This window comes from Hylemonella sp. P2_B10 (assembly GCF_056404875.1).
On the sequence record NZ_JBFUDE010000006.1, the window covers coordinates 217,418 to 236,617 of the forward strand.

General features: G+C 67.0%; 15 protein-coding genes. 5 read left to right on the top strand and 10 right to left on the bottom strand.

The window, feature by feature from the left end; translation table 11 throughout:
• Nucleotides 1-35 precede the first annotated feature (35 nt).
• The gene (locus tag AC1DX2_RS23800) at nucleotides 36-3,539 is read right to left on the bottom strand and encodes a PAS domain-containing protein (protein WP_477198913.1); all 3,504 of its coding nucleotides are present in this window, start codon (nucleotides 3,537-3,539) and stop codon (nucleotides 36-38) included.
• 356 nt (nucleotides 3,540-3,895) lie between these two features.
• Here AC1DX2_RS23800 and AC1DX2_RS23805 point away from each other — a divergent pair, with 356 nt between their 5' ends.
• Nucleotides 3,896-5,512: a diguanylate cyclase gene (locus AC1DX2_RS23805; protein WP_477198914.1), complete on the top strand. Its 1,617-nt coding sequence runs from the start codon at nucleotides 3,896-3,898 to the stop codon at nucleotides 5,510-5,512.
• Between the two features lie 13 nt (nucleotides 5,513-5,525).
• Here the strand turns inward: AC1DX2_RS23805 and AC1DX2_RS23810 are convergent, their stop codons facing one another.
• From AC1DX2_RS23810 to ppk2, 4 genes are all read right to left on the bottom strand, one after another.
• On the bottom strand, nucleotides 5,526-5,912 hold the full coding sequence (locus tag AC1DX2_RS23810) for a hypothetical protein (RefSeq protein ID WP_477198915.1): 387 nt from the start codon (nucleotides 5,910-5,912) through the stop codon (nucleotides 5,526-5,528).
• A gap of 110 nt (nucleotides 5,913-6,022) precedes the next feature.
• Nucleotides 6,023-7,558, bottom strand: coding sequence for a methyl-accepting chemotaxis protein (locus AC1DX2_RS23815; RefSeq protein WP_477198916.1), 1,536 nt, complete (start codon nucleotides 7,556-7,558; stop codon nucleotides 6,023-6,025).
• Nucleotides 7,559-7,683: 125 nt separating this feature from the next.
• Complete coding sequence (locus tag AC1DX2_RS23820; protein ID WP_477198917.1) at nucleotides 7,684-8,481, bottom strand: transporter; 798 nt, start codon at nucleotides 8,479-8,481, stop codon at nucleotides 7,684-7,686.
• A 234-nt stretch (nucleotides 8,482-8,715) separates the two neighbouring features.
• The gene (gene ppk2, locus AC1DX2_RS23825; RefSeq protein ID WP_477198918.1) at nucleotides 8,716-9,633 is read right to left on the bottom strand and encodes a polyphosphate kinase 2; all 918 of its coding nucleotides are present in this window, start codon (nucleotides 9,631-9,633) and stop codon (nucleotides 8,716-8,718) included.
• On the opposite strand from ppk2, the gene AC1DX2_RS23830 reads away from it, so the two are divergent.
• A complete protein-coding gene (locus tag AC1DX2_RS23830; RefSeq protein WP_477198919.1) occupies nucleotides 9,619-9,942 on the top strand; it encodes a hypothetical protein in 324 nt (107 codons plus the stop codon). The two genes, ppk2 and AC1DX2_RS23830, sit on opposite strands and share 15 nt — an antisense overlap.
• A gap of 23 nt (nucleotides 9,943-9,965) precedes the next feature.
• Complete coding sequence (locus AC1DX2_RS23835) at nucleotides 9,966-10,571, top strand: hypothetical protein (RefSeq protein WP_477198920.1); 606 nt, start codon at nucleotides 9,966-9,968, stop codon at nucleotides 10,569-10,571.
• Between the two features lie 98 nt (nucleotides 10,572-10,669).
• Here AC1DX2_RS23835 and AC1DX2_RS23840 read toward each other — a convergent pair whose 3' ends face one another.
• Complete coding sequence (locus tag AC1DX2_RS23840; protein WP_477198921.1) at nucleotides 10,670-12,337, bottom strand: aminotransferase class III-fold pyridoxal phosphate-dependent enzyme; 1,668 nt, start codon at nucleotides 12,335-12,337, stop codon at nucleotides 10,670-10,672.
• A 47-nt stretch (nucleotides 12,338-12,384) separates the two neighbouring features.
• Here AC1DX2_RS23840 and asd point away from each other — a divergent pair, with 47 nt between their 5' ends.
• Nucleotides 12,385-13,266 carry an archaetidylserine decarboxylase gene (asd, locus tag AC1DX2_RS23845; protein ID WP_477198922.1) on the top strand — a complete coding sequence of 294 codons (882 nt, stop codon included), beginning with the start codon at nucleotides 12,385-12,387 and terminating at the stop codon, nucleotides 13,264-13,266.
• Here the strand turns inward: asd and AC1DX2_RS23850 are convergent.
• From AC1DX2_RS23850 to AC1DX2_RS23865, 4 genes are read right to left on the bottom strand one after another with little or no spacing between them, the layout of a single operon-like run.
• Nucleotides 13,247-14,497: a glycosyltransferase family 4 protein gene (locus AC1DX2_RS23850; RefSeq protein ID WP_477198923.1), complete on the bottom strand. Its 1,251-nt coding sequence runs from the start codon at nucleotides 14,495-14,497 to the stop codon at nucleotides 13,247-13,249. The two genes, asd and AC1DX2_RS23850, sit on opposite strands and share 20 nt — an antisense overlap.
• A gap of 54 nt (nucleotides 14,498-14,551) precedes the next feature.
• Entirely contained in the window at nucleotides 14,552-15,808 is a 1,257-nt protein-coding gene (lplT, locus tag AC1DX2_RS23855) for a lysophospholipid transporter LplT (RefSeq protein ID WP_477198924.1), read from the bottom strand.
• A 1-nt stretch (nucleotide 15,809) separates the two neighbouring features.
• Nucleotides 15,810-16,853, bottom strand: a complete 1,044-nt coding sequence (locus AC1DX2_RS23860; RefSeq protein ID WP_477198925.1) for a transporter — start codon at nucleotides 16,851-16,853, stop codon at nucleotides 15,810-15,812.
• Nucleotides 16,850-18,715, bottom strand: a complete 1,866-nt coding sequence (locus AC1DX2_RS23865; protein WP_477198926.1) for an EAL domain-containing protein — start codon at nucleotides 18,713-18,715, stop codon at nucleotides 16,850-16,852. The genes AC1DX2_RS23860 and AC1DX2_RS23865 overlap by 4 nt, the downstream gene beginning before the upstream one ends.
• A gap of 190 nt (nucleotides 18,716-18,905) precedes the next feature.
• Here AC1DX2_RS23865 and AC1DX2_RS23870 point away from each other — a divergent pair, with 190 nt between their 5' ends.
• Complete coding sequence (locus tag AC1DX2_RS23870) at nucleotides 18,906-19,172, top strand: hypothetical protein (protein ID WP_477198927.1); 267 nt, start codon at nucleotides 18,906-18,908, stop codon at nucleotides 19,170-19,172.
• Nucleotides 19,173-19,200: the final 28 nt, after the last annotated feature.

Here is a 19,200-nt window from a genome sequence, read left to right on the forward strand (position 1 = left end):
CAGGCGGCTGCAGGCGGGCCACCGGTTGGGCGGCATCACGCCGCGCCGGTGCGCGCACTGTCTTGCGGGGGCAAGCCGGCAATGGCGGCCAGCAGCTCGGCCATGTCATCCTCGCCCTGCTCGGCCTGCTCGCGGGCCAGCGCCAGGCTGTCTTGCGTCAGCGGGGTCAGCAAGGCCTCCAGCCGTTGCACCCGCGCGTGCAGGCCGGTGGCGCAGATGCTGGCACTCGCCCCCTTCAGGCTGTGCACCAACGCCTGCGCGGCCGGCGCATTGCCTTCCTGCGCGAACTGAGCAAGGCGGCGCATGTCGTCGCCATGCGTCAGCGCGAACAGGCGCAGCAGCCGCGCATATTGCCGTGCATCGCCGCCCAGCAACGCCAGGCCTTGCGCGCTGTCCACATGCGGCAGGCGCTGCAGGTGTTCCAACAGCGCATGGTCGGCGCTTGCCGCGCCTGACCAGGCGTGGCCCGGCGGCGCAGGCACCGGCGGGCTCGCATGCCCATGCGACAACCAGCGCAGCAGGGTGGCATACAAGTCCTGCGGCACCACCGGCTTGGTGACAAAGTCATTCATGCCGGCCGCCAAGCAGGCACGCCGGTCTTCCTCGAAGGCGTTGGCCGTCATGGCCAGGATGGGCAGCTTGTCCAAGCCCGGCAACGCGCGTATCGCCGCCGTGGCCTCCAGGCCGTCCATCACCGGCATCTGCATGTCCATCAGCACCAGGTCAAATGCCTGATGGCGCAGCTTCTCCAGCGCCACAGCGCCGTTTTCGGCGGTGTCCACAACCAGGCCCACCCCTTGCAGCAGCGCCAGCGCTACTTCGCGGTTCACCGGGTTGTCCTCGGCCAGCAACAGGCGCGCACCGGTGTGGGCGCGGCGCAGCGCCAGCGCCGGGTCAGATGCCCCCTGAACCTGGGCCTCCTCCTCGACACCGCCGCCGCCTGCCGGCAGGCGCACGGTGAACCAGAAAGTGCTGCCCTGGCCCACCACGCTGCGGCCACCAGCGTCGCCCCCCATCAGGCGGGCCAGCCGCTGCGTGATGGCCAACCCCAGGCCGGTGCCGCCGTAGCGCCGGGTGGTGGACACATCGGCCTGGGTGAAGGCGTCGAACAGCAAGGGCAGCTTGTCGGCCGGTATGCCGATGCCGCTGTCCTGCACCTCGAAGCGGATGTCCCAGCTCTGCGCGTCGTGCGCCAGCGCCTGGGCGCGCAACACCACGCCGCCGCGCTCGGTGAACTTGATGGCATTGCTGGCGAAATTCAGCAGCGCCTGGCGCAGCCGGGTGGGGTCGCCGCGCAGCCACAGGCCGGCGACGTCGGCTGGCGTGTCCGCCGTCACCGTCAGGCCCTTGGCGCGCGCCTGCTCGGCGATCATGGAGCGCACATTGTCCAGCAGCGAGCCCAGCGCGAAACCCACCTGCTCCAGTTCCAGCTTGCCGGCTTCGATCTTCGACAGATCCAGCACGTCGCTGATGATGGACAGCAGGTGCTGGGCGGCGGCGTCTATGCGGTCCAGCCGCTCGCCCTGGGTGGTGCTGGGGTTGTCCACGCGCAGCAGGTAGGTCAGGCCGATGATGGCGTTCATCGGCGTTCGTATCTCGTGGCTCATGTTGGCCAGAAAGGCACTCTTGGCCTGGTTGGCGGTGTCGGCCAGCGCGCGCGCCTGCTCCAGCTCGCTGGTGCGCATCGCCACCAATTCCTGCAGGTGGTGGCGGTGCTGCTCCAGCTCCTGCCCCAGATGGATCTTCTCGGTGATGTCTTCTTTCACCACGACGAAGTGGCTGATGTGCCCGTCTTCCTGGCGCAACGGGCTGATGATGGCGGATTCCACACAGGCGCCGCCGTCCCGGCGCCGGCTGCGCAGTTCGCCCTTCCAGACCTGGCCTTGCAACAGCATGCCGCGCAGTTGCGGCCGCACGTTGGCCGGTAGCGCCTCGGTCAGCACCGGGATGACGTTGTGGCCCACCACCTCATCGCGGCCCAGGCCGCTGGCGCGCAGGTAGGCGGCGTTGGCATATTCCACCGTGCCGTCCAGCCGGGCAATGGTGATGCTCTCGGTGCTCTGCTCCACGGCCAGCGACAACTCGCGCAGCGAGGCATGCGCGGACTCGGCGTTTGCACGTGCGCTCTGCGCCTGCGCCATCAGCCGCTGCGCCTCCAACCGCGCCTGTGTCTGTTCGTGCAGCGCCGCGGCCTGGCTGTCGCGCAGAGCCGCCTCGGCCACCCGGCGTTCGGTGATGTCCATGCTGAAGATGGCAATGCCCTCAGGTGCCGGCAGCGCATGCACATCGAACCAGCCACGCCGACCGTCGGGAAACACGAACTCGGTCTCGGTATGCTGCGCTTCACGCTGCGCCATGCAATGGCGCAGGTGCTGAAAGATGGCGGTGGCCTCGATGCCGGGAAACACCTCCAGCATGGTGCGGCCCAGCATGTCGGCCGCTGGTTGGCCGTTTTGGCGGGCTGCCGCGCTGTTGATGTAGAGGTAGCGCCATTCGAAATTGACGATCTGGCAACCCTCCAGCATGTGGTCCAGCGTGTGCTGGTAAAGCGCCGAGCTGTCGCGCAGATGGGTTTCGGCGGCGTCGCGCCGCGCCGCCGCTTCGTCCAGCATGGTGCGCACCGCGTTGACTTCGACGACCGGCGTGGCCACGTGCCCATCGCGCGACGCTTGCCCGAGCGAGGCGACCGCGCGCCCCAGACGGCGGCTGACCAGCCGGCCAGCCAGCGTGCTGATCAGCACAGCCACCAAGGTGATGACCGTCAAGCGCAACGAGGCTTCCAGCAACGGCGCCCGGTACAAACTGACCGGCACTTCCAGCAGCACCGACCAGGGTGAAATCAGCGAACGGGCGGCAAAGCGCCGCTCGCTGCCAACCGGACCGTCTTCATCCACGCGGGCCGGACCCCGGCGGGCGATCTCCTCCCCCTTGCTGTCCAGCAGGGCGATGCGCCAACCGCTGGGCAGGGCCAGCGCCTGCAGGCGGCTTTCGAACTGGCTGGTCTCAAAGGTGGCCAGCAGCACCTGCTTTGCCTGGCCACTGCGCCTGACCGGCATCGCCAGAGCCACCAGTGGCACGTTGGCGGTCGGCCCGATGAACACATCACCCACTGCTGGCTGGCCGGTCTGCAACGCCAGCGGCGCGGCCGCCCGGCCTTTTGGCCGCGGCAGCGGCGGCAGCTCGGCCTCCAGCGGCAGCCGGGTGTTGAACAGCATGCGCAACTCCGCATCGGCCAGCACCACATGGCCGTTGAAGGCCTTGCGGTAGCCCTGCGCCATCTTGTACAGGTCAGCCAGTGCGGCGCCGTCGGCGGCGTCCTCGGCCAGCAGACGCATCGCGCGCAGACGGCCGTCCAGATCCTGGTCGACCACGGCGGCCAGATCATGCGCCAGCACCTGGGCATTGCGTTCGCTGGCGCGGCGCAAGTCAGCCAGGTTGTCTATCGCCATGTAAGCGGCCAGGCCCACCAGCGGCGCCATGCACAGCCACACCAGCCACGCCAGGTAATAGCGCAATGGCCTGGCCGTGCGCTCAGTCATGGGCGCCACGCAGTCTTGCACCGTTGGGTCTGCTTACCTTGCACCTCCAGCACCATGGCTGCGGGCATGCGTCCTCCTTAAACCGTGTCCGCCTGTGGCGGCGACATGAAGCCTGTGTCAGGCAGCGCCCGTTTTTCCCAAGGACATGAGTGCCGGCGTTTGCCAGAGCACGCCGATCTATTGTCAAACCATTATGACGCGGTGCGCAGGCGGCGCAAAGCGCCTGTTCCTCAACACCCGCACCGGTTGGCTCAGCGGCAGCCCGGGGCTCATGCTGGTTACCACCAGCGACGGGGCGCTGAGCGGCGGCCTTCCCCCTGGTGCGCTGTACCCCCGCCCAGCCCATAATGGCTGGCATGGACAGCCGCTTGGACCAGGCCCGCCAACTGCTCGAAATGGGGCAGGTGGAAGAAGCGCGCGGCATGGCCACGCACATCCTGAAGGAGGCGGACGAGCACGAAGACCGCGCCCTGCAGGGCCAGGCGCTGCTGACACTGGCCCTGTTCGACCGCGTGCTGGGGCGCTTTCGCCGCGCGGTGGAGGCGGCGCAAAAAGCGGTGCACCTGTTCCAGCTGGAAGGCGACATCGCCGGCGAAGCCAGCGCGCTGTCGCTGGTGGCGCACGCCAACAACTACCTGGGGCGCGACGAAGAGGCGGTGGAGGCCGCGCTGCTGAGTGTCAAGTTGGGCGACCTGCTGCCGCCGGGCCTGCTGCAGGTGAACCTGTACAACTACGTCGGCGTGTCCTACCTGTGGGCCAGCCATTTTGACGGCGCGCTCACCGCGCTGCGCACGGCCGAGCGGCTGGCGCTGCGCTACGCGCCGCCCGAACACGTGATGCTGCCGCGCATCAACCTGGCCTGGGTGGAGGCGATACGCCTGTTCCGGCAGCGCTATTTCACCGGCATGCTGGCCGACACCGCCGAGCTGGCCGACCGGCTGGCGCGCTGCGACGCGCTGTTTGCCAGCGACGTGCCGTTCGAAGGCCTGCCCGGCGTGCGCGCGGTGTTGCAGCGTTTTGGCCGCTGCGCCTACGCTTTGCTGCACTGCTGGCGCAACGAGTTGACGCTGGCGCAAGGCCAGCTGGCGCTGGCCCAGGACCTGGCCCATCCCGGCAGCTACAACCCGGTGGCCAGCTACTTCGTCCATTGGGTGGAGGCCGAGATCAGCATGCGCCAGGGCGACCTGCCCACAGCGCAGCGCCAGGCCACGCAACTGCTGGACAAGGCCGGCGAGGCCGAATACGAGCAGATGGCCTACGTGGCCCACCTGCTGCTGATCCAGATCCACAAGACCCAGGGCGACCTGGCGCGCGCGCTGCAAGAGGAATGCGCCTACCGGCGCCGCCAACTGCGCGTGCACACCGAAATCCTGGAGACACGTCACCGCATCGTGCAGACGCAGCTGGACATACGCCAGAGCGAGGACCACCTGCAGCAACTGATCAAGCACTCGCAGGAGCTGGAGCGCCTGTCGTTTGAGGACTCGCTGACCGGCATCGCCAACCGGCGGCGCTTTGAGCAGGAACTGGCCAACCTGCTGGGCACCCAGGCCAACGGCCACCGCGCACTGTGCGTGGCGCTGCTGGATCTGGACGACTTCAAGCAGATCAACGACCGCCACTCGCATGCCGCTGGTGACGAAGTGCTCAAGGCCATCGCCCAGGTGATGCAGGCCACACTGCGCGACACCGACCTGCCGGCCCGCCTGGGCGGCGATGAGTTCGTGGTGCTGTATCCCGGCACACCGCTGGACATGGCCACCGAGGTGAGCGAACGCATGCAAGGCGCCATCGCCGCGCTGCGCTGGCCGGCCATAGACCCGGGCTTGCACGTCAGCGTCAGCATTGGGTTGACGCAGGCCCAGCCAGGGGACACACCGGCGGACCTGCTGGCGCGCAGCGACAGCGCCATGTTCCGCAGCAAGGGGCAGAGCAAAGGCGGCCTGCCCGAGCGCGGCGGGCCTTCAAACTAACGCGGACGAGCCGTCAGAAGCGCGCGTCGGCCTTCAGCTTGGGATCGAGGATGTACTTCTCGTCCAGCACCTCGACCTGGCTGTAGCCCATGGGCAGCATGACATAGATCTTCTTGTTGATGGCGCCATCGATCTTGACACGTTGGCCGGGAATCACCTCGGCCCCATTGCCGGTGCGCGACAGCAGGCGGTATTCACCCCGGCCGAGGATGGTCGGTACTTCCCAGGCGATGTTGCCGCTCGGGCCGCGCCCGGTGTTGAACATGGCGCGGGTGTGCTCCCGCCAGTCGGCGCTGAACTGGCTGGAGTGGTCGGGCGGTGGCGGCAAGGGCTGTGTGGAGCAGGCGCCCAGGCTCAGGGCCAGGGCGGCGGACAGCAACAGGGATGGCATCAATTTCATGGCAAACCTCTCGGCAATGAACAGGTAAACGCCGTTATTGGACACCCGAAATGGCAGCCCGGTTCACTGCATCGTCACAACCTGTGACCACCGTCACCAGCCAACACCGCTCAGGCCACATGGAAGGCGCCAATGACGCGGTTCAGGCTCTGCGCCTGCTCACGCAGCGCGGCGGCAGCCGCAGCTCCCTGCTCCACCAGCGCGGCGTTTTGCTGTGTCATCTGGTCCATGTGCGAAATGGCGCCACCGATCTCGGTGATGCTGGCACTTTGCTGGTTGGTGGCGGCGGAAATCTCGCCGATGATGTCGGTCACCTGCTGCACTGCGGCGACGATCTCCTGCATGGTGCCGCCAGCGCGTTGCACCTGCTGCACACCGCCCTCCACGCTGCTGACCGATGACGAAATCAGCGCCTTGATCTCGCGCGCCGCCTCGGCCGAACGGCCAGCCAGGCTGCGCACCTCGCCGGCCACCACCGCAAAGCCGCGCCCTTGCTCGCCGGCACGCGCTGCCTCCACAGCGGCATTCAGCGCCAGGATGTTGGTCTGGAAGGCAATGCCGTCAATGACGCCGATGATGTCGGCGATCTTGTTCGACGAGGCGCTGATCTCGCCCATGGTGCTGACCACCTGCGACACCACCTCGCCGCCCCGGCGCGCCACCTCGGAGGCCTGCGCGGCCAGCCGGTTGGCATGCCCCGCAGCCTGGGCGTTTTGCTGCACGTTGTCGGCCAGGTGCTGCATGGACGCAGAGGTTTGCTCCAGCGCGGCGGCCGCCTGCTCGGTGCGGTTGGACAAGTCCTGGTTGCCGGTGGCCACCTCGCCAGTGGCCGACTGGATGGATTCGGAGCCTTCGCGTATGCGCAGCACCATGTCGCGCAGATTGGCCTGCATGCGGTGCATGGCAGCCAACAGGCTGTCGGCCGGGCCATCCACCCGGATGACGCGGTCCAGGTTGCCGTTGGCGATCTGGTTCACCGCCTCGGCCGCGTACTGCGGCTCGCCACCCAGCTGGCGCTGTATGGCGCGCATCATGGCCACGCCCAGCACCACCATCACCGCCAGCAGCGCGCCGCCCACCGCCATGAAGCGCAGCCCCTGCGACCAGAAGGCCTTGTCGAAGTCGTCGATGAAGACGCCGTTGCCAACGATCCAGTCCCAGGGCGCGAAGCGCACTGCGCCCAGCAGCTTGGGCACCGGCGTCTTGCTGGCGTCACCCGGGCGCGGCACGAAGGCCACCATGTAGACCCGGTCGCTTTTGGCCAGGCCCTCGACGTAGAGCTCTGATGTCAGGCGACCGTCCGCCGTCTTGGAGCCCTTGTCCACCTGCCCCACCCGAGCCGGATCGGCGTGCACCAGCATGCGGTTGTCAAAGGTGCGCACGAACAGGTAGTCGTCCTCGAAGCGCAGGCCCGACAGCGCCTCCTTGGCCTTGGCCTGCGCCTCCTCACGCGTCATCTTGCCAGCGGCTTCCTGCTTCTGGTAGCGGTCCATGACGCCGGTGGCCAGGCGCGTCACCTTCAGGATGTGCTCTTGCCGCTCCTCCAGCATGTTGCTGCGCAGGGCTTGCAGGCCCAGGGCGCCGGTGGCCGCGATACCCAGTAGCGCCACCAGCACGATGACCAGGACCCGATTGCGCAGTTTCATGACAGTCTCCTCACAGTTGTTTTCACGGGCTGAAACAGGACAACCCGGCGCCCGCACACCAGCGGGCCAGAGCAGCAAGTGTAATGACCGGCGCGCCGATCAAGCCGTGCTCGGACAAGGGGCATTCAGGGTGCGAACCGGTAGGTCAACCCCAGCAGCCATTGGTGCGAGGGCTGGGCCGCGCGCCAACTGGTCTGGTAGCCCAGGTCCACGTCCAGGCCGGGCTGCACGCTGTAGATGACACCGGCCAGCGTGCTGCCTTCCCAGGCGGTACGCCGGGGGTCGGGGTTGGAGCTCTGGCCGCAGTCCAGCGTCAACGCAATCCGCTCCGTCAGCACCCACATCATCGCCGCCGACGCCGTGGCCACGCGCGCACGCGCGCCACTGCCCTGCGGGTTCAGCGCCAGACCCAGGTTGGCATGCATGGTGAACACGGCGGCGTCCCAGGTGACGGCCAGCAGCGCATGACTGCCGTAGCGCCCATCGGGCAGGCCAAGCGCACCTGTGCCGTTGTTGGTGCTGGTGGGCAAGGTCAGGCCGGCGCGCAGCGCCAGGGACCACGGCTGCGCTGCGGCAAAGCGCCACTTGATGTCCAGGTTGGTGTCGCCACGGCCGCGCTGTGCAGGGCTGCCGCTGTCCTGGCTGCTGAGCCAAGATGGTTGCACGATCAGGTCGAACGACGACGACAGGCCCCATGAGAACTGCGGCTGGTAGCTGAACAAGCGGTTGCCGGCACTGCGCGACCACAGCAAACCGTTTTCCAGCTCCACATTGCCGGTGCCCTGGGTACCTGTGTCTTCGGTCTGCAGCGGGTGGGCCGCATACGCAGCTGGCGCCATGGCCAGCACGGCGAACAGGCAGACAGCGGCAGGGACGCAAGGCGCGCGCAAGAAGGTCTTCCGGTGTTGGTGTTGTAGGGACATGCCCTCGGATGCCATGGCAGATTGAAGCACAGTCGGCGTCCAAAAGAAAAGACTTGCGCGGAGGCCGGCGAAAAGAAAAGACTTGCACGGAGGCCGGCGAAAAGAAAAGACCCGGCACGGAGGCCGGGTCAAACCCGTCTTGCGACGGCTGCTACGAGATTAAGCAAGGGGCCCCATGCCCCCGTGAAGAAATGTAGCCCGGTGCTGTGACGCCTTTGTTACGCCGACGAGCCTTCAGAACACCTCGGGCACGAAAATCTGCTGCGGCAATTCGCGCCGTGAATAGTCGTTGCGTCGCTCGCGCTCGGGCAGGGCAATGGCGGCATGCGGCACCTCCTCGTAGGGCATCTGGCCCAGCAGGTGGTGTATGCAGTTCAAACGCGCCTTTTTCTTGTCGTCGGCCTGCACCACCCACCACGGCGCCTCGGGGATGTGGGTGCGCTCCAGCATCACTTCCTTGGCGCGGGTGTAGTCCTCCCAGCGGCGGCGGGACTCCAGGTCCATGGGGCTGAGCTTCCACTGCTTCAGCGGGTCGTGGATGCGACCCAGGAAGCGCATCTGCTGCTCCTCGTCCGAGATCGAAAACCAGTACTTGATGACCTGCACGCCCGAACGCGCCAGCATGCGCTCGAACTCGGGCACCGAGCGGAAGAACTCCTCGTACTGTTCGTCATTGCAAAAGCCCATCACCCGCTCGACGCCGGCGCGGTTGTACCAGCTGCGGTCGAACAGCACGATCTCGCCAGCCGCCGGCAAGTGCGCCACATAGCGTTGGAAATACCATTGCGTGCGCTCGCGGTCGTTGGGCGCCGGCAGCGCCGCCACGCGGCACACGCGCGGGTTCAGCCGCTGGGTGATGCGCTTGATGACGCCACCCTTGCCGGCGGCGTCGCGCCCCTCGAACAGGATCACCACCTTGTGCCGGGTGGCCACCACCCAGTCCTGCAGCTTCACCAGCTCGCCCTGCAGGCGGAACAGCTCGCGGAAATACTGCTTGCGATAGGCGCGCTCGTCGTCGCCGGGTTCGCCACGGCCCTCGGCGCCGGGGATGCCCAGGTCGCGGTCCTCCAATTCCAGCTCCAGCTCCTCGTCGTAGCTGTCGCGCAAGTCGCGCTGTATGCGCTCAATCAGTTCGCTGTGGTCGGCATTCAAGGGATCACCTGTGGTTCGGTCACGCACAAGCCACTGACTGTAGGCAGGCAAAAAGTCAGAAATATGACAAAACGAGCCTGGCTGCCGGGCTGCGCGGCGCTGGCCCATGCCGTTGAGTTGCAGGTCGCTCTGGCCCAGGCGCAGCGTACCGTTGACATGCGTGCCGTCCAGGTTGGCCGCAGCGGCCGCGAAACACGCGCCCAGCAGCAGCGCTGTGGCCAGTACCGTTGCGAATTGGCGGCACAGGGAAGTCAGACTTTTTCTTGTCATTTTCAATGTCATCAAAATGCCATGCATGAGGCCGTATAGTCCGCGCCAAGGAGTGACACACCATGGCACGTTTCTTTGAAGAGCTTCGCATCCAGCGCTGGGACGACCACCGCTACTACCACCACAGCCGCATCAACCAGGCGCTGCACCTGGTGAGCGCCATCAGCTTCGTGGTGGCCTATGCCGTCCTGTTCAAGGACCCGGCGCTGGCCGCGCTGATCGCCTGGCTGGTCTCCATGACCAGCCGCCAATCCGGCCATTTCTTCTTCGAGCCCAAAGGCTACGACCACGTGAACCAGGCCACGCACGAGCACAAGGAAAACATCAAGGTCGGCTACAACCTGCGCCGCAAGATCGTGCTGATGGCCATCTGGGCCGGGGCCCCGCTGCTGCTGTGGGCCAGCCCCAGCTTCTTCGGCCTGATGGACCCCTACACGGGCTTCCAGGACTTCATGCGCAGCGTGGGCTGGCTGTGGCTGTTCGTGGGCGTGGGCGGCCTGTTGTTCCGCACCGTGCACCTGTTCTTCCTGAAGGACGTGCAGTCTGGCCTGGTGTGGATGACCAAGATCCTGACCGACCCGTTCCACGACATCCTGCTGTACCACAAGGCGCCGGCGGCACTGCTGCGCGGCGAGCTGATCGAGCCGCGCCAGCCCGGCCACGCCTGAGCAACTGGCACCGACGCGTTTGAAATGGCCCCGCAAGGGACCGCGCTTGAAAAGGCCCCTCGCGGGGCCTTTTGCGTTGCAGGCCATGGCCTTGCCGCTCAGCCTGCGCGCCGCTGCGCCCACAGCTCGCGCAGCACGCGCCGCTTGATGCCCTTGTTGGTCAGGCCTGGGGCCGCCCACCACCAGCCGCCCTGCTGCATGGCCTGGGCAGCGCGCACGAAGCGCTGGCAGACCTGCTCGAAGTCGGCATCGGTGTAGTTCAGGCTGAAGATCAGCCGACCCGTGCCCACCCAGCTCAAAGCCAGCCCCTCCAGCCGCAGGTAGTGCTGGAACAGCCAGTTGTAGCAGGCCGGCTGGGTGTACAGCACGGTCCACACCGACGACATGTTGGCCACTTGCACCGGCATGCCGGCATCTTGCAGTCGCTGGTTCAGCAGCGCGGCGCGGCGGTCCCACACGCCGTCCAGGTCCTGGTACAGGTGCTGGATGGCGGGGCTGTCCAGCCGTTGCAGGAAGGCGTTCATCGCCCCCATCACGTAGGGATGGGCGTTGAAGGTGCCGCGGGCAAAGCAGATGTCGGCCGGCGCCTCTTCGCGAAAGCGCTTCATCCACGCGCGCTGGCCGCAGACCACACCTATCGGCAAGCCGCCGCCCAGCGTCTTGCCGTAGGTGACCATGTCGGCGCGCACGCCGAAGTAGTCCTGGGCGCCGCCCGGTGCCAGCCGGAAGCCCATGAACACCTCGTCGAAGATCAGCGCGATGCCGCGTTCGCTGCAAATGCTGCGCAATTCCTTCAACCAGGCGGTGTAGCGCACGCGGTCAAAGCCGGCGCTGCGCGAGCTGTCCAGCAACGCCGAGTCGCTGGGCGCGGCGCCGTTGGGGTGCAGCGCCTGCAAGGGGTTGACCAGGATGCAGGCGATGTCGCGACGGCTGCGCAGCACTTTCAGCGTGGTGTCGTCCAGTTCTTTGAGCGTCAAGGTGTCACTCTGTGTCACCGGGTTGCCGATGCCGGGCTGCACGCCGCCCCACCAGCCGTGGTAAGCACCGCAGAAGCGCACCAGCTTAGGCCGCCCGCTGTGGTAGCGCGCCAGGCGCACCGCCTGCATCACCGCCTCGGTGCCGGACATGTGGAAAGACACCTCGTGCTGCCCCGACAGGGCTTTGAGGCGCGCCACGTTGTCGGCCACCACCGGGTGGTAGGAGCCCAGTACCGGACCCAGCGCGCGCACAGTGTCGGCGCCCTCGTCAATGCAGGTCTTGTAGAAGTCGTTGCCAAACAGGTTGACGCCGTAGGAGCCGGTCAGGTCATAAAACGTGTTGCCGTCCAGGTCGGTTACCGTCACGCCCCGGCTGGCCTGCATGAAGGAGCCCATCTTCAGCGCGTCGCGCGCCAGGGCGCGGAACTGGAACGGCACCCGGTAGGCGCCGACAAACTGCAGGTCCGAAATGCCGCCCTCCACCTCGACGGTCTGCGCCCGGCTGCTGGCGAAACGGGTGCCGAAGGCGTGCGTCAGCGCCGCGAAGGCGGCGGTGCGCTGCTGGCGCACGGCGTCGGGCGCACCGTCCACGCTGAACACCTTGTTGGCACCGTAGCTGTAGCTGGGCAGCAGCGCGGCAATGCGCCGCGCCATGCGCGGGTGGCCGGTAAGCGAGCGGTGCTTGGCCAGCGACAGCTGGGCGCGCTGCTTCAGCGCCGCCGCTGCGTACAGCCCCAGGCCGCCCAAGGCGCCCCACAGCGCCCAGGTGCTGAATTCGGTTGTTTCCATGACTGTCATCACTCCTTCAACAAACTGTCGCAAACTGCGGTCCCAGCATGAACCTGCGACACCACATCAAGAACATCCTGGCCCAGGAAGACATCAATTTCCTGATCACCAACCGCCTGCCGCGCCGCTGGCTCACGCAAGCCATGGGCCGCTTCAGCCAGATACGCCAGCCACTGGTGGCCAAGGCCTCCATTGCGATCTGGAAATACTTCTCTGACCTGGACCTGAGCGAGGCCAAGGAACAGCGCTTTGCCAGCATGCAGGCCTGCTTCACGCGCGAATTGAAGCCCGGTGCCCGCCCGATCGCGATGGATCCGCTGGTGCTGGCCAGCCCGGTGGACGCGCTGGTGGGTGCCAGTGGCGCGATCGAGGGCACGCGGGTCTACCAGGCCAAGGGGTTCCCGTACACGCTGCAGGACCTGCTGGGCGAGCACGCGGGCCTGGACGACTGGCGCGACGGCCAGTTCGTCACGCTGCGGCTGACCTCCAGCATGTACCACCGCTTCCACGCGCCGGCTGCCGGCACGGTGGAGGACGTGCAGTACTTCTCGGGCGACACCTGGAACGTCAACCCCATCGCCTTGAAGCGCGTGGAAAAGCTGTTCTGCAAGAACGAGCGCGCCTGCGTCAGCATGCGGCTGGACGCTGCCGGCCCCATGGGCGCGCAGCGCATCGCGCTGGTGCCGATTGCCGCCATCCTGGTGGCCAGCATGCGCTTTCACTTCCTCGACGTGCTGCTGCACCTGGCCTATGACGGCCCCAGGCGCATGGCCTGCAACGCAGCGTTTGCCAAAGGCCAGGAGATGGGCTGGTTTCAACATGGCTCCACCGTAGTGATGCTGGTGCCCAAGGGCTTCGCGCTGTGCGAGGGGGTGCAGGAGGGTGCGGCCATTCGCATGGGCCAGCCGCTCATGCGCTGGTTGGGTTGATCGCGCTGAGGGCAGCACGTGGGGCTGCCGAGGTGAATGACCTGCCGTGTTGGTCCAGCACCTTGTGCAGCGTGGCCACAAAGCCTTCGAACACGGCATTCCAGCCGATGTGGGCCACGCTGGGCGCGGCATTGGCGCGCATGCGTTGCAGCGCCTGCGCGTCGCCAGCCAAAGCCACAGCCGCGTTCAGGAAAGCCGCCTCGTCGCCCGGGTACACCAGCATGCCGTTGTAGCCGGGCTGGATCAGCTCCTGCGCCGCCGCGCAGTCGTAGGCCAGCACCGCCAGGCCGCTGGCCAGTGCCTCGGGCACCACGTTGCCATAGGTCTCGGTCAGGCTGGGGAACAGGAACAGGTCGCCCGACGCGTAGTGTGCGGCCAGCGCCTGGCCCTTCTGGATGCCGGCAAAGATGGCCTCGGGGCAGGCCTGGCGCAGCGCCTTGTGCATGGGCCCGTCACCCACCAGCACCAATTTAGCGCCCACGTGGTGTGTCTGGATGGCGGCAAAGGCGTTCAGCACCAGGCCGATGTTCTTTTCCTTCGCCAGGCGGCCCACATGGACCACCACCGGGTCGCGCTCGCCCACACCCCAGCTGGCGCGCAACGCCGCCGATCGCTGCTGCGGCAGGAACAGGTCGGTGGCGACACCGCGGGCCAGCAGGCCCACATTGCGGTAGCCCTGGTCCTGCAACAGGGTTTGCATCGACTTGGTGGGCACCAGCGTGGCCTGAGTGCGGTTGTGCAGCTTGCGCAGGTAGGCCGCCACCGGCGCCTTCAGCAGGCCCATGCCGTAGTGGCCAGCATAGATGTGGAAATTGGTGTGGAAGCTGCTGGTGACCGGCAGCTTGAGCTTGCGCGCCGCCGTCACCGCGGTCCAGCCCAGCGGCCCCTCGGTGGCCACGTGCACCACGTCGGGCCGGCGCTCCTGCCACAGCTTGGTCAAGCGGTTTTGCGACGGCATGCCAAAGCGCAAGTCGCCATAGCTGGGCAAGGGCAAGCCGCGCGCCAGCACCTCGTTGAGCGAATCATCTTGGCGCGCGCTGTCGGTGCGGCCCTGGCGCGGGCGCACCACCTGCACCTGGTGGCCCAGGTCCAACACACCCTCTACCAGTCGGCCCAGCGTCATGGCCACGCCGTTGACTTCGGGCGGAAAGGTCTCTGTCACCAACGCGATCCGCAGGCTGGCCGGCCTGCTGGCGTATGACTCGACGATGAGGGCTTCGGTGTCGTTCACAGGCGCAAGACTAAGGCGCTTGTGCAACAGACTGATGATGGTTTGGTGAAGGTTTCAAGACAGCGCCAGCAGCGCCCTCTGCCGCAAATGATGGCGCAGCGTGATCAGCGCCATCACCATCGCCACCATCAAGCCAAAACCCCACAACAGGTGCAGCAGCGAGGCCTGCAAGGCCACCGCAGCCGCGTACACCGCCATCATCACCAGGATGCCGGCGTTCTCGTTGAAACCCTGCACCGCAATCGACCGCCCGGCGGTCAACAGGCTATGGCCACGGTGCTGCAGCAGCGCGTTCATGGGCACGACGAAAAAGCCCGCCATGGCCCCTACCCCAACCAGCAGCGCCGCCGCCAGCGCCACGGACTGCACCCACACCAACGCGGGCACCGCCAGCCCCATCACGATACCCAGCGGCAGCAGCCGGGGGGCGCCGACCAGCGTGACGCGGTGACTGGCCAGCACCGCGCCGGCAACCACGCCCAGCGCGGTGACGCCTTGCAGGTAGGCGGCCTGCGCCAGCGGCAGGCCCAAGGCCTCGCCGGCCCAGCGCAGCACCAAAAGTTGCAGCGTGGCGCCTATGCCCCACAACAACGTGGTGACGGCCATCGACAGGCCGCCCAGCGGGTCGCGCCACAGCAGGCGGTTCTCATGCAGGAAACGGCGCACCAGCGCGCGCGGCGCCAGCGTGTGACGGGTATAGCGCACGCCGCTGTCGGTCACGCCCAGGTTCAGCAGCGTGGCCAGCATGTACAGCGCCAGCAGGGCCAGCATGGCGGCGAACAGCGTGGTGTCCAATCCCACCAGGCCGGCCCAGGTCTGTGGCAGCACCAGACCACGCAACGCCGGGCTGACCAACAAGCCCCCCAGCACCGTGCCCAGGATCACCGCGCACACCGTGCTGCCCTCGAAGTAGCCGTTGGCCTTGACCAGCAGCTGCGGCGGCAACATCTCGCACAGCAGGCCGTACTTGGCCGGCGCATACAGCGCGGCACCCAGGCCGGCCACCACCATCGCCAGCAGCGGGTTGCCGGCGCACAGCAGCACCAGCGCGGCCATGGTCTTCAGCACATTGGCCGCCACCATCACCCGGCCCTTGGGCCAATGGTCGGCCAGCGCACCGACGAAAGGCGCCAGCAGCACGTAGCACAGCGTGAAGCACAGCTTGAGCAGGGGCACCGCCCAAGCCGGCGCGGCCAGCTCGTCCATGCGGGCGATGGCGATGATGAGCAGCGCGTTGTCGGCCACGGCCGACAGGAACTGCACCGCAATGACCCAGTGGAAGCTGCGCGTCAGGCCCGTGGTGTTGCCCATCTCATTGGCGCCATTTGCGGATGGCAACGTACACCGCCAACAGCGTCAAGGAAGCCACGATGGCGACAACGATCCAGAAACCCCAGGGGTGCTGGTTCAGCGGCACACCGCCCACGTTCATGCCAAACAAGCCGGAAATGATGTTGATGGGCAGCACCAGCACCGTGACCATGGTCAACACGAACAGGATGCGGTTGTTTTCTTCGGCCACCAGGCCGGCAATCTCTTCCTGCAGCAGCTTGATGCGCTCCTGCAGGCCGGCCATGTCGCGCAGCGCGACGCCGAACTCTTCGGTGGACTGGCGCAGGTCCTGCACGTCGTTGTCCAGCACCCAGGGCGGCGGCTTTTGCAGCAGGCGAAACAGCGCCGCCGGCTCGGGCGCCAACAGGCGCTGCAGGCGCACCAGCAGGCGGCGCAACGCGCCCAGGTCGGCACGTTTCTTGGCCAAGCGGCCCGACAGCAGCTGGTCCTCAATCTCATCCACCCGCTGGGTGGTGCCGCGCACGATGTTGACCAGCACGTCGCCCTGGTCGTGCATCAGGTGCACCAGCAGCTCCACGCTGGAATGCAAGCGCGCACCGTGCTTGACGGCGTCGCGCAGCCGGTCGATGGAGCGCAGCGGCTGCAGCCTGGCGCTGACCACCAGCCGCGGCCCCACCGACAGCCACAGTGTGGAGATGTCGCCGGGCTCGAAAGCGAAGTCGTAGTGCACGTCGTTGACCACCGCCAGCAGCGTGTCATCGTTCAGCTCCACCCGGGTCGAGCGCGAACCCTCGCGCAGCGCCTCGTGAAACAGCTCGGGCAACGCCAGGTGCTCGCGTATCCATTTCTCCGACGCGGTATGGGCCAGGTTGAAATGCAGCCAGACGAAGCCGGCCTGGCCGGCTTGCCCGGTGTTCGCCAACAGGTCCAGCGCCTGCTGCGCCGTCGCTGCCTGGGCCTGGCCGTCAGCGCCGAAGGCGAAGCCACAGACCAGCCCCCAGGGGTCGGCGCCGTAGCCGGCCGCCCCGGCGGTCAGCGGCAGGGCGGCGCCTGCAGCGCTCATGCCGACAGCGCGGCGTTGCGCACCACCAAGCCGCTGCCGGTGGATTTGGCGACATGCTTGACCAGCGCCGCCTGGCTGGCAATCTGCTCGGCCGAGCGCGGGCGCAGGCCCTCCACCTTCACCGCGCCTATGGACAGCGTGGTCAACGGGAAGAAGCGCAGTTCGCCATAGCGGTCCTCGGCCTCAAAGCCGCCGGCGACCATGGCCTGCTCATCAAACAGCTGGCGCGCCAGGTCGTTGAAGGTGCCCACAATCTGCTCGCAGCGCTCGCGCCAGTCCTCGCTCTGGAACAGGATGACGAAATCGTCGCCGCCCACGTGGCCAACGAAGTCGCGCCGCTGGTCGCAATGCTCCACCGCGGTGCGCGACAGCAGGCGCAGCATCTCGTCGCCGCGCCAGTAGCCGTAGCGATCGTTGAAGGGCTTGAAATGGTTCAGGTCAGCATAGCGAGCGACGAAGTTGGCGCCGCTCTTGAGCAAACGTTCAATGTGTTGGGTCAACGGGATGTTGCCGGGCAGGAAGGTCAGCGGGTTGGCGTGGCGCGCCGCCTCGATGCGCGTCTCGGTGACCGAGCGCACCAGTTGGTCGCCGCTGCCCAGGCCCACGTAGCGGCCGTTCTCCACCACGATGAAACCATCGTTCAGGTAGCGCTGGTCTTGCGAGGTGAGTATGCCGATCAGCTGGTCGACGTCATGCTCGCGTTCGATCACACGCGGCTCCAGGTTGGCATGCGCCACGCAGGACTTGCGGCCCCAGACCTCGCGGTAGTAGGGCTTGGCGTAGTCGTTCATGAACTGCTGGCGGTTGATGATGCCCACCGGCCGCTCGCCCTCCAGCAGCGCCATGGCATGCACATCGGGGTTGGCCAGGAAAAGCTTGGCGGCCTCGTCGATGGTGGCCTTGGCCGTCACCGTGGGCGGCGTCATCACCGCCACCGTGCGCAGTTGACCGCCGTAGATGCGCCGGCCCAGTTCGGGGAACACCGCCACGCGGCGGTCCATCAGCACCTCCAGGGGTGCCGGCGCCAGCGTGTGCTCGCCCGAGGGGCTGGGTCGGCCCAGCAGGTAGCCCTGGCCATAGTGGATGCCCAGGTCACGCAGCACGCGCAGGTCGTCCAGCGTTTCCACGCCTTCAGCCACCAGCTCGGTGTTGAACACGGCAGCGATCTGCTGCAGTGCTTGCAGCGTCTTGAGCTTGTCGGCGTTGCTGCTGACGTCCTTGGTGAAGTACTTGTCGGTCTTGACGATCTCGGGCTTCAGCTGCGACCACAGACGCAGGCTGGAGCGGCCGTCGCCAAAGTCATCCAGCGCCAGCGACATGCCGGCGGCATGCACTTCGGCCACCACGGCGGCCAACTCGTCCATGTCGGTCACGCGCTCGTGCTCGGTGATCTCCAGCACCAGCATGCGCGGCATCAGGCCCTGGCCGATCAGGAACGAGACCAGCGCCTCGCGCCCGCGTTGGCGCCACGTGGAAATCAGCACCTGGGCGCTGATATTCAGGAACAACCGCCCGGCCTGCTGCTGCTGCGACCAGCAGCGCAGCGCGGTGACCATGCACAGCCGCTCCAGCTCGGGCGTCAGGTCTTCCTGCTGGGCGGCACGAAACAGCGCGTCAGGAAACTCGTAAGGGCTGCCGGCCGGGCCGCGCACCAGCGCCTCATGCGCATGGGTCTGGCCACCGTCCAGCTTGACGATGGGCTGGAACACCGTATGCAGCGGGTGCTCACGCAAGAAGGCGGCCAGCGGCCCCTTGCCCCGCACGATGGCACCGGGCATGGCCGCCAGATCGTCACCAGGCCAGGCATCAGCAGCGCCAGAGGAAGCGGGAGTACGAAAGCGTACCAGGGGACGGTCTTGCAATACGGATTCAGGCCACATTGCGTCATTTTGTAAGCTTGAAATTTCAAATCCATGACCGATTCATGACTATTTGATGACGCGTAAGCTGGGTTATGACGACATTCACACAAACCCCGGCCTGATATTGCGAAAAGTGATTGGTGGGGCTTGCCGCCAGCGCGTAACATCAGCCGCAATCGTGGAGAACGACATGTCCAGACACCTAGGCAACCTGCAACACGTGTTGAGCAAACTCCGGGCGCGCTACGGCGAGCAAGACGCTGTCGTGCAGCAACTGCAGCAGGAAATCGCCACGCACGAAGCCAAGACGGCCACGGGCCCGGCCCTGCCCGTGCCGGAGCGCCGCCGCGTGGCCGGCCGCGTGACACAGCGCCGCAATGACAGCCTGACCGTGCTGGCCCCGCGCGCCTGGCGCATGGCGCAGGGCAGCAGCAGTTCGCAAGAACCCCGGCACTGAGCCGGCGCGTTTAAGCGGCATGGGGCCG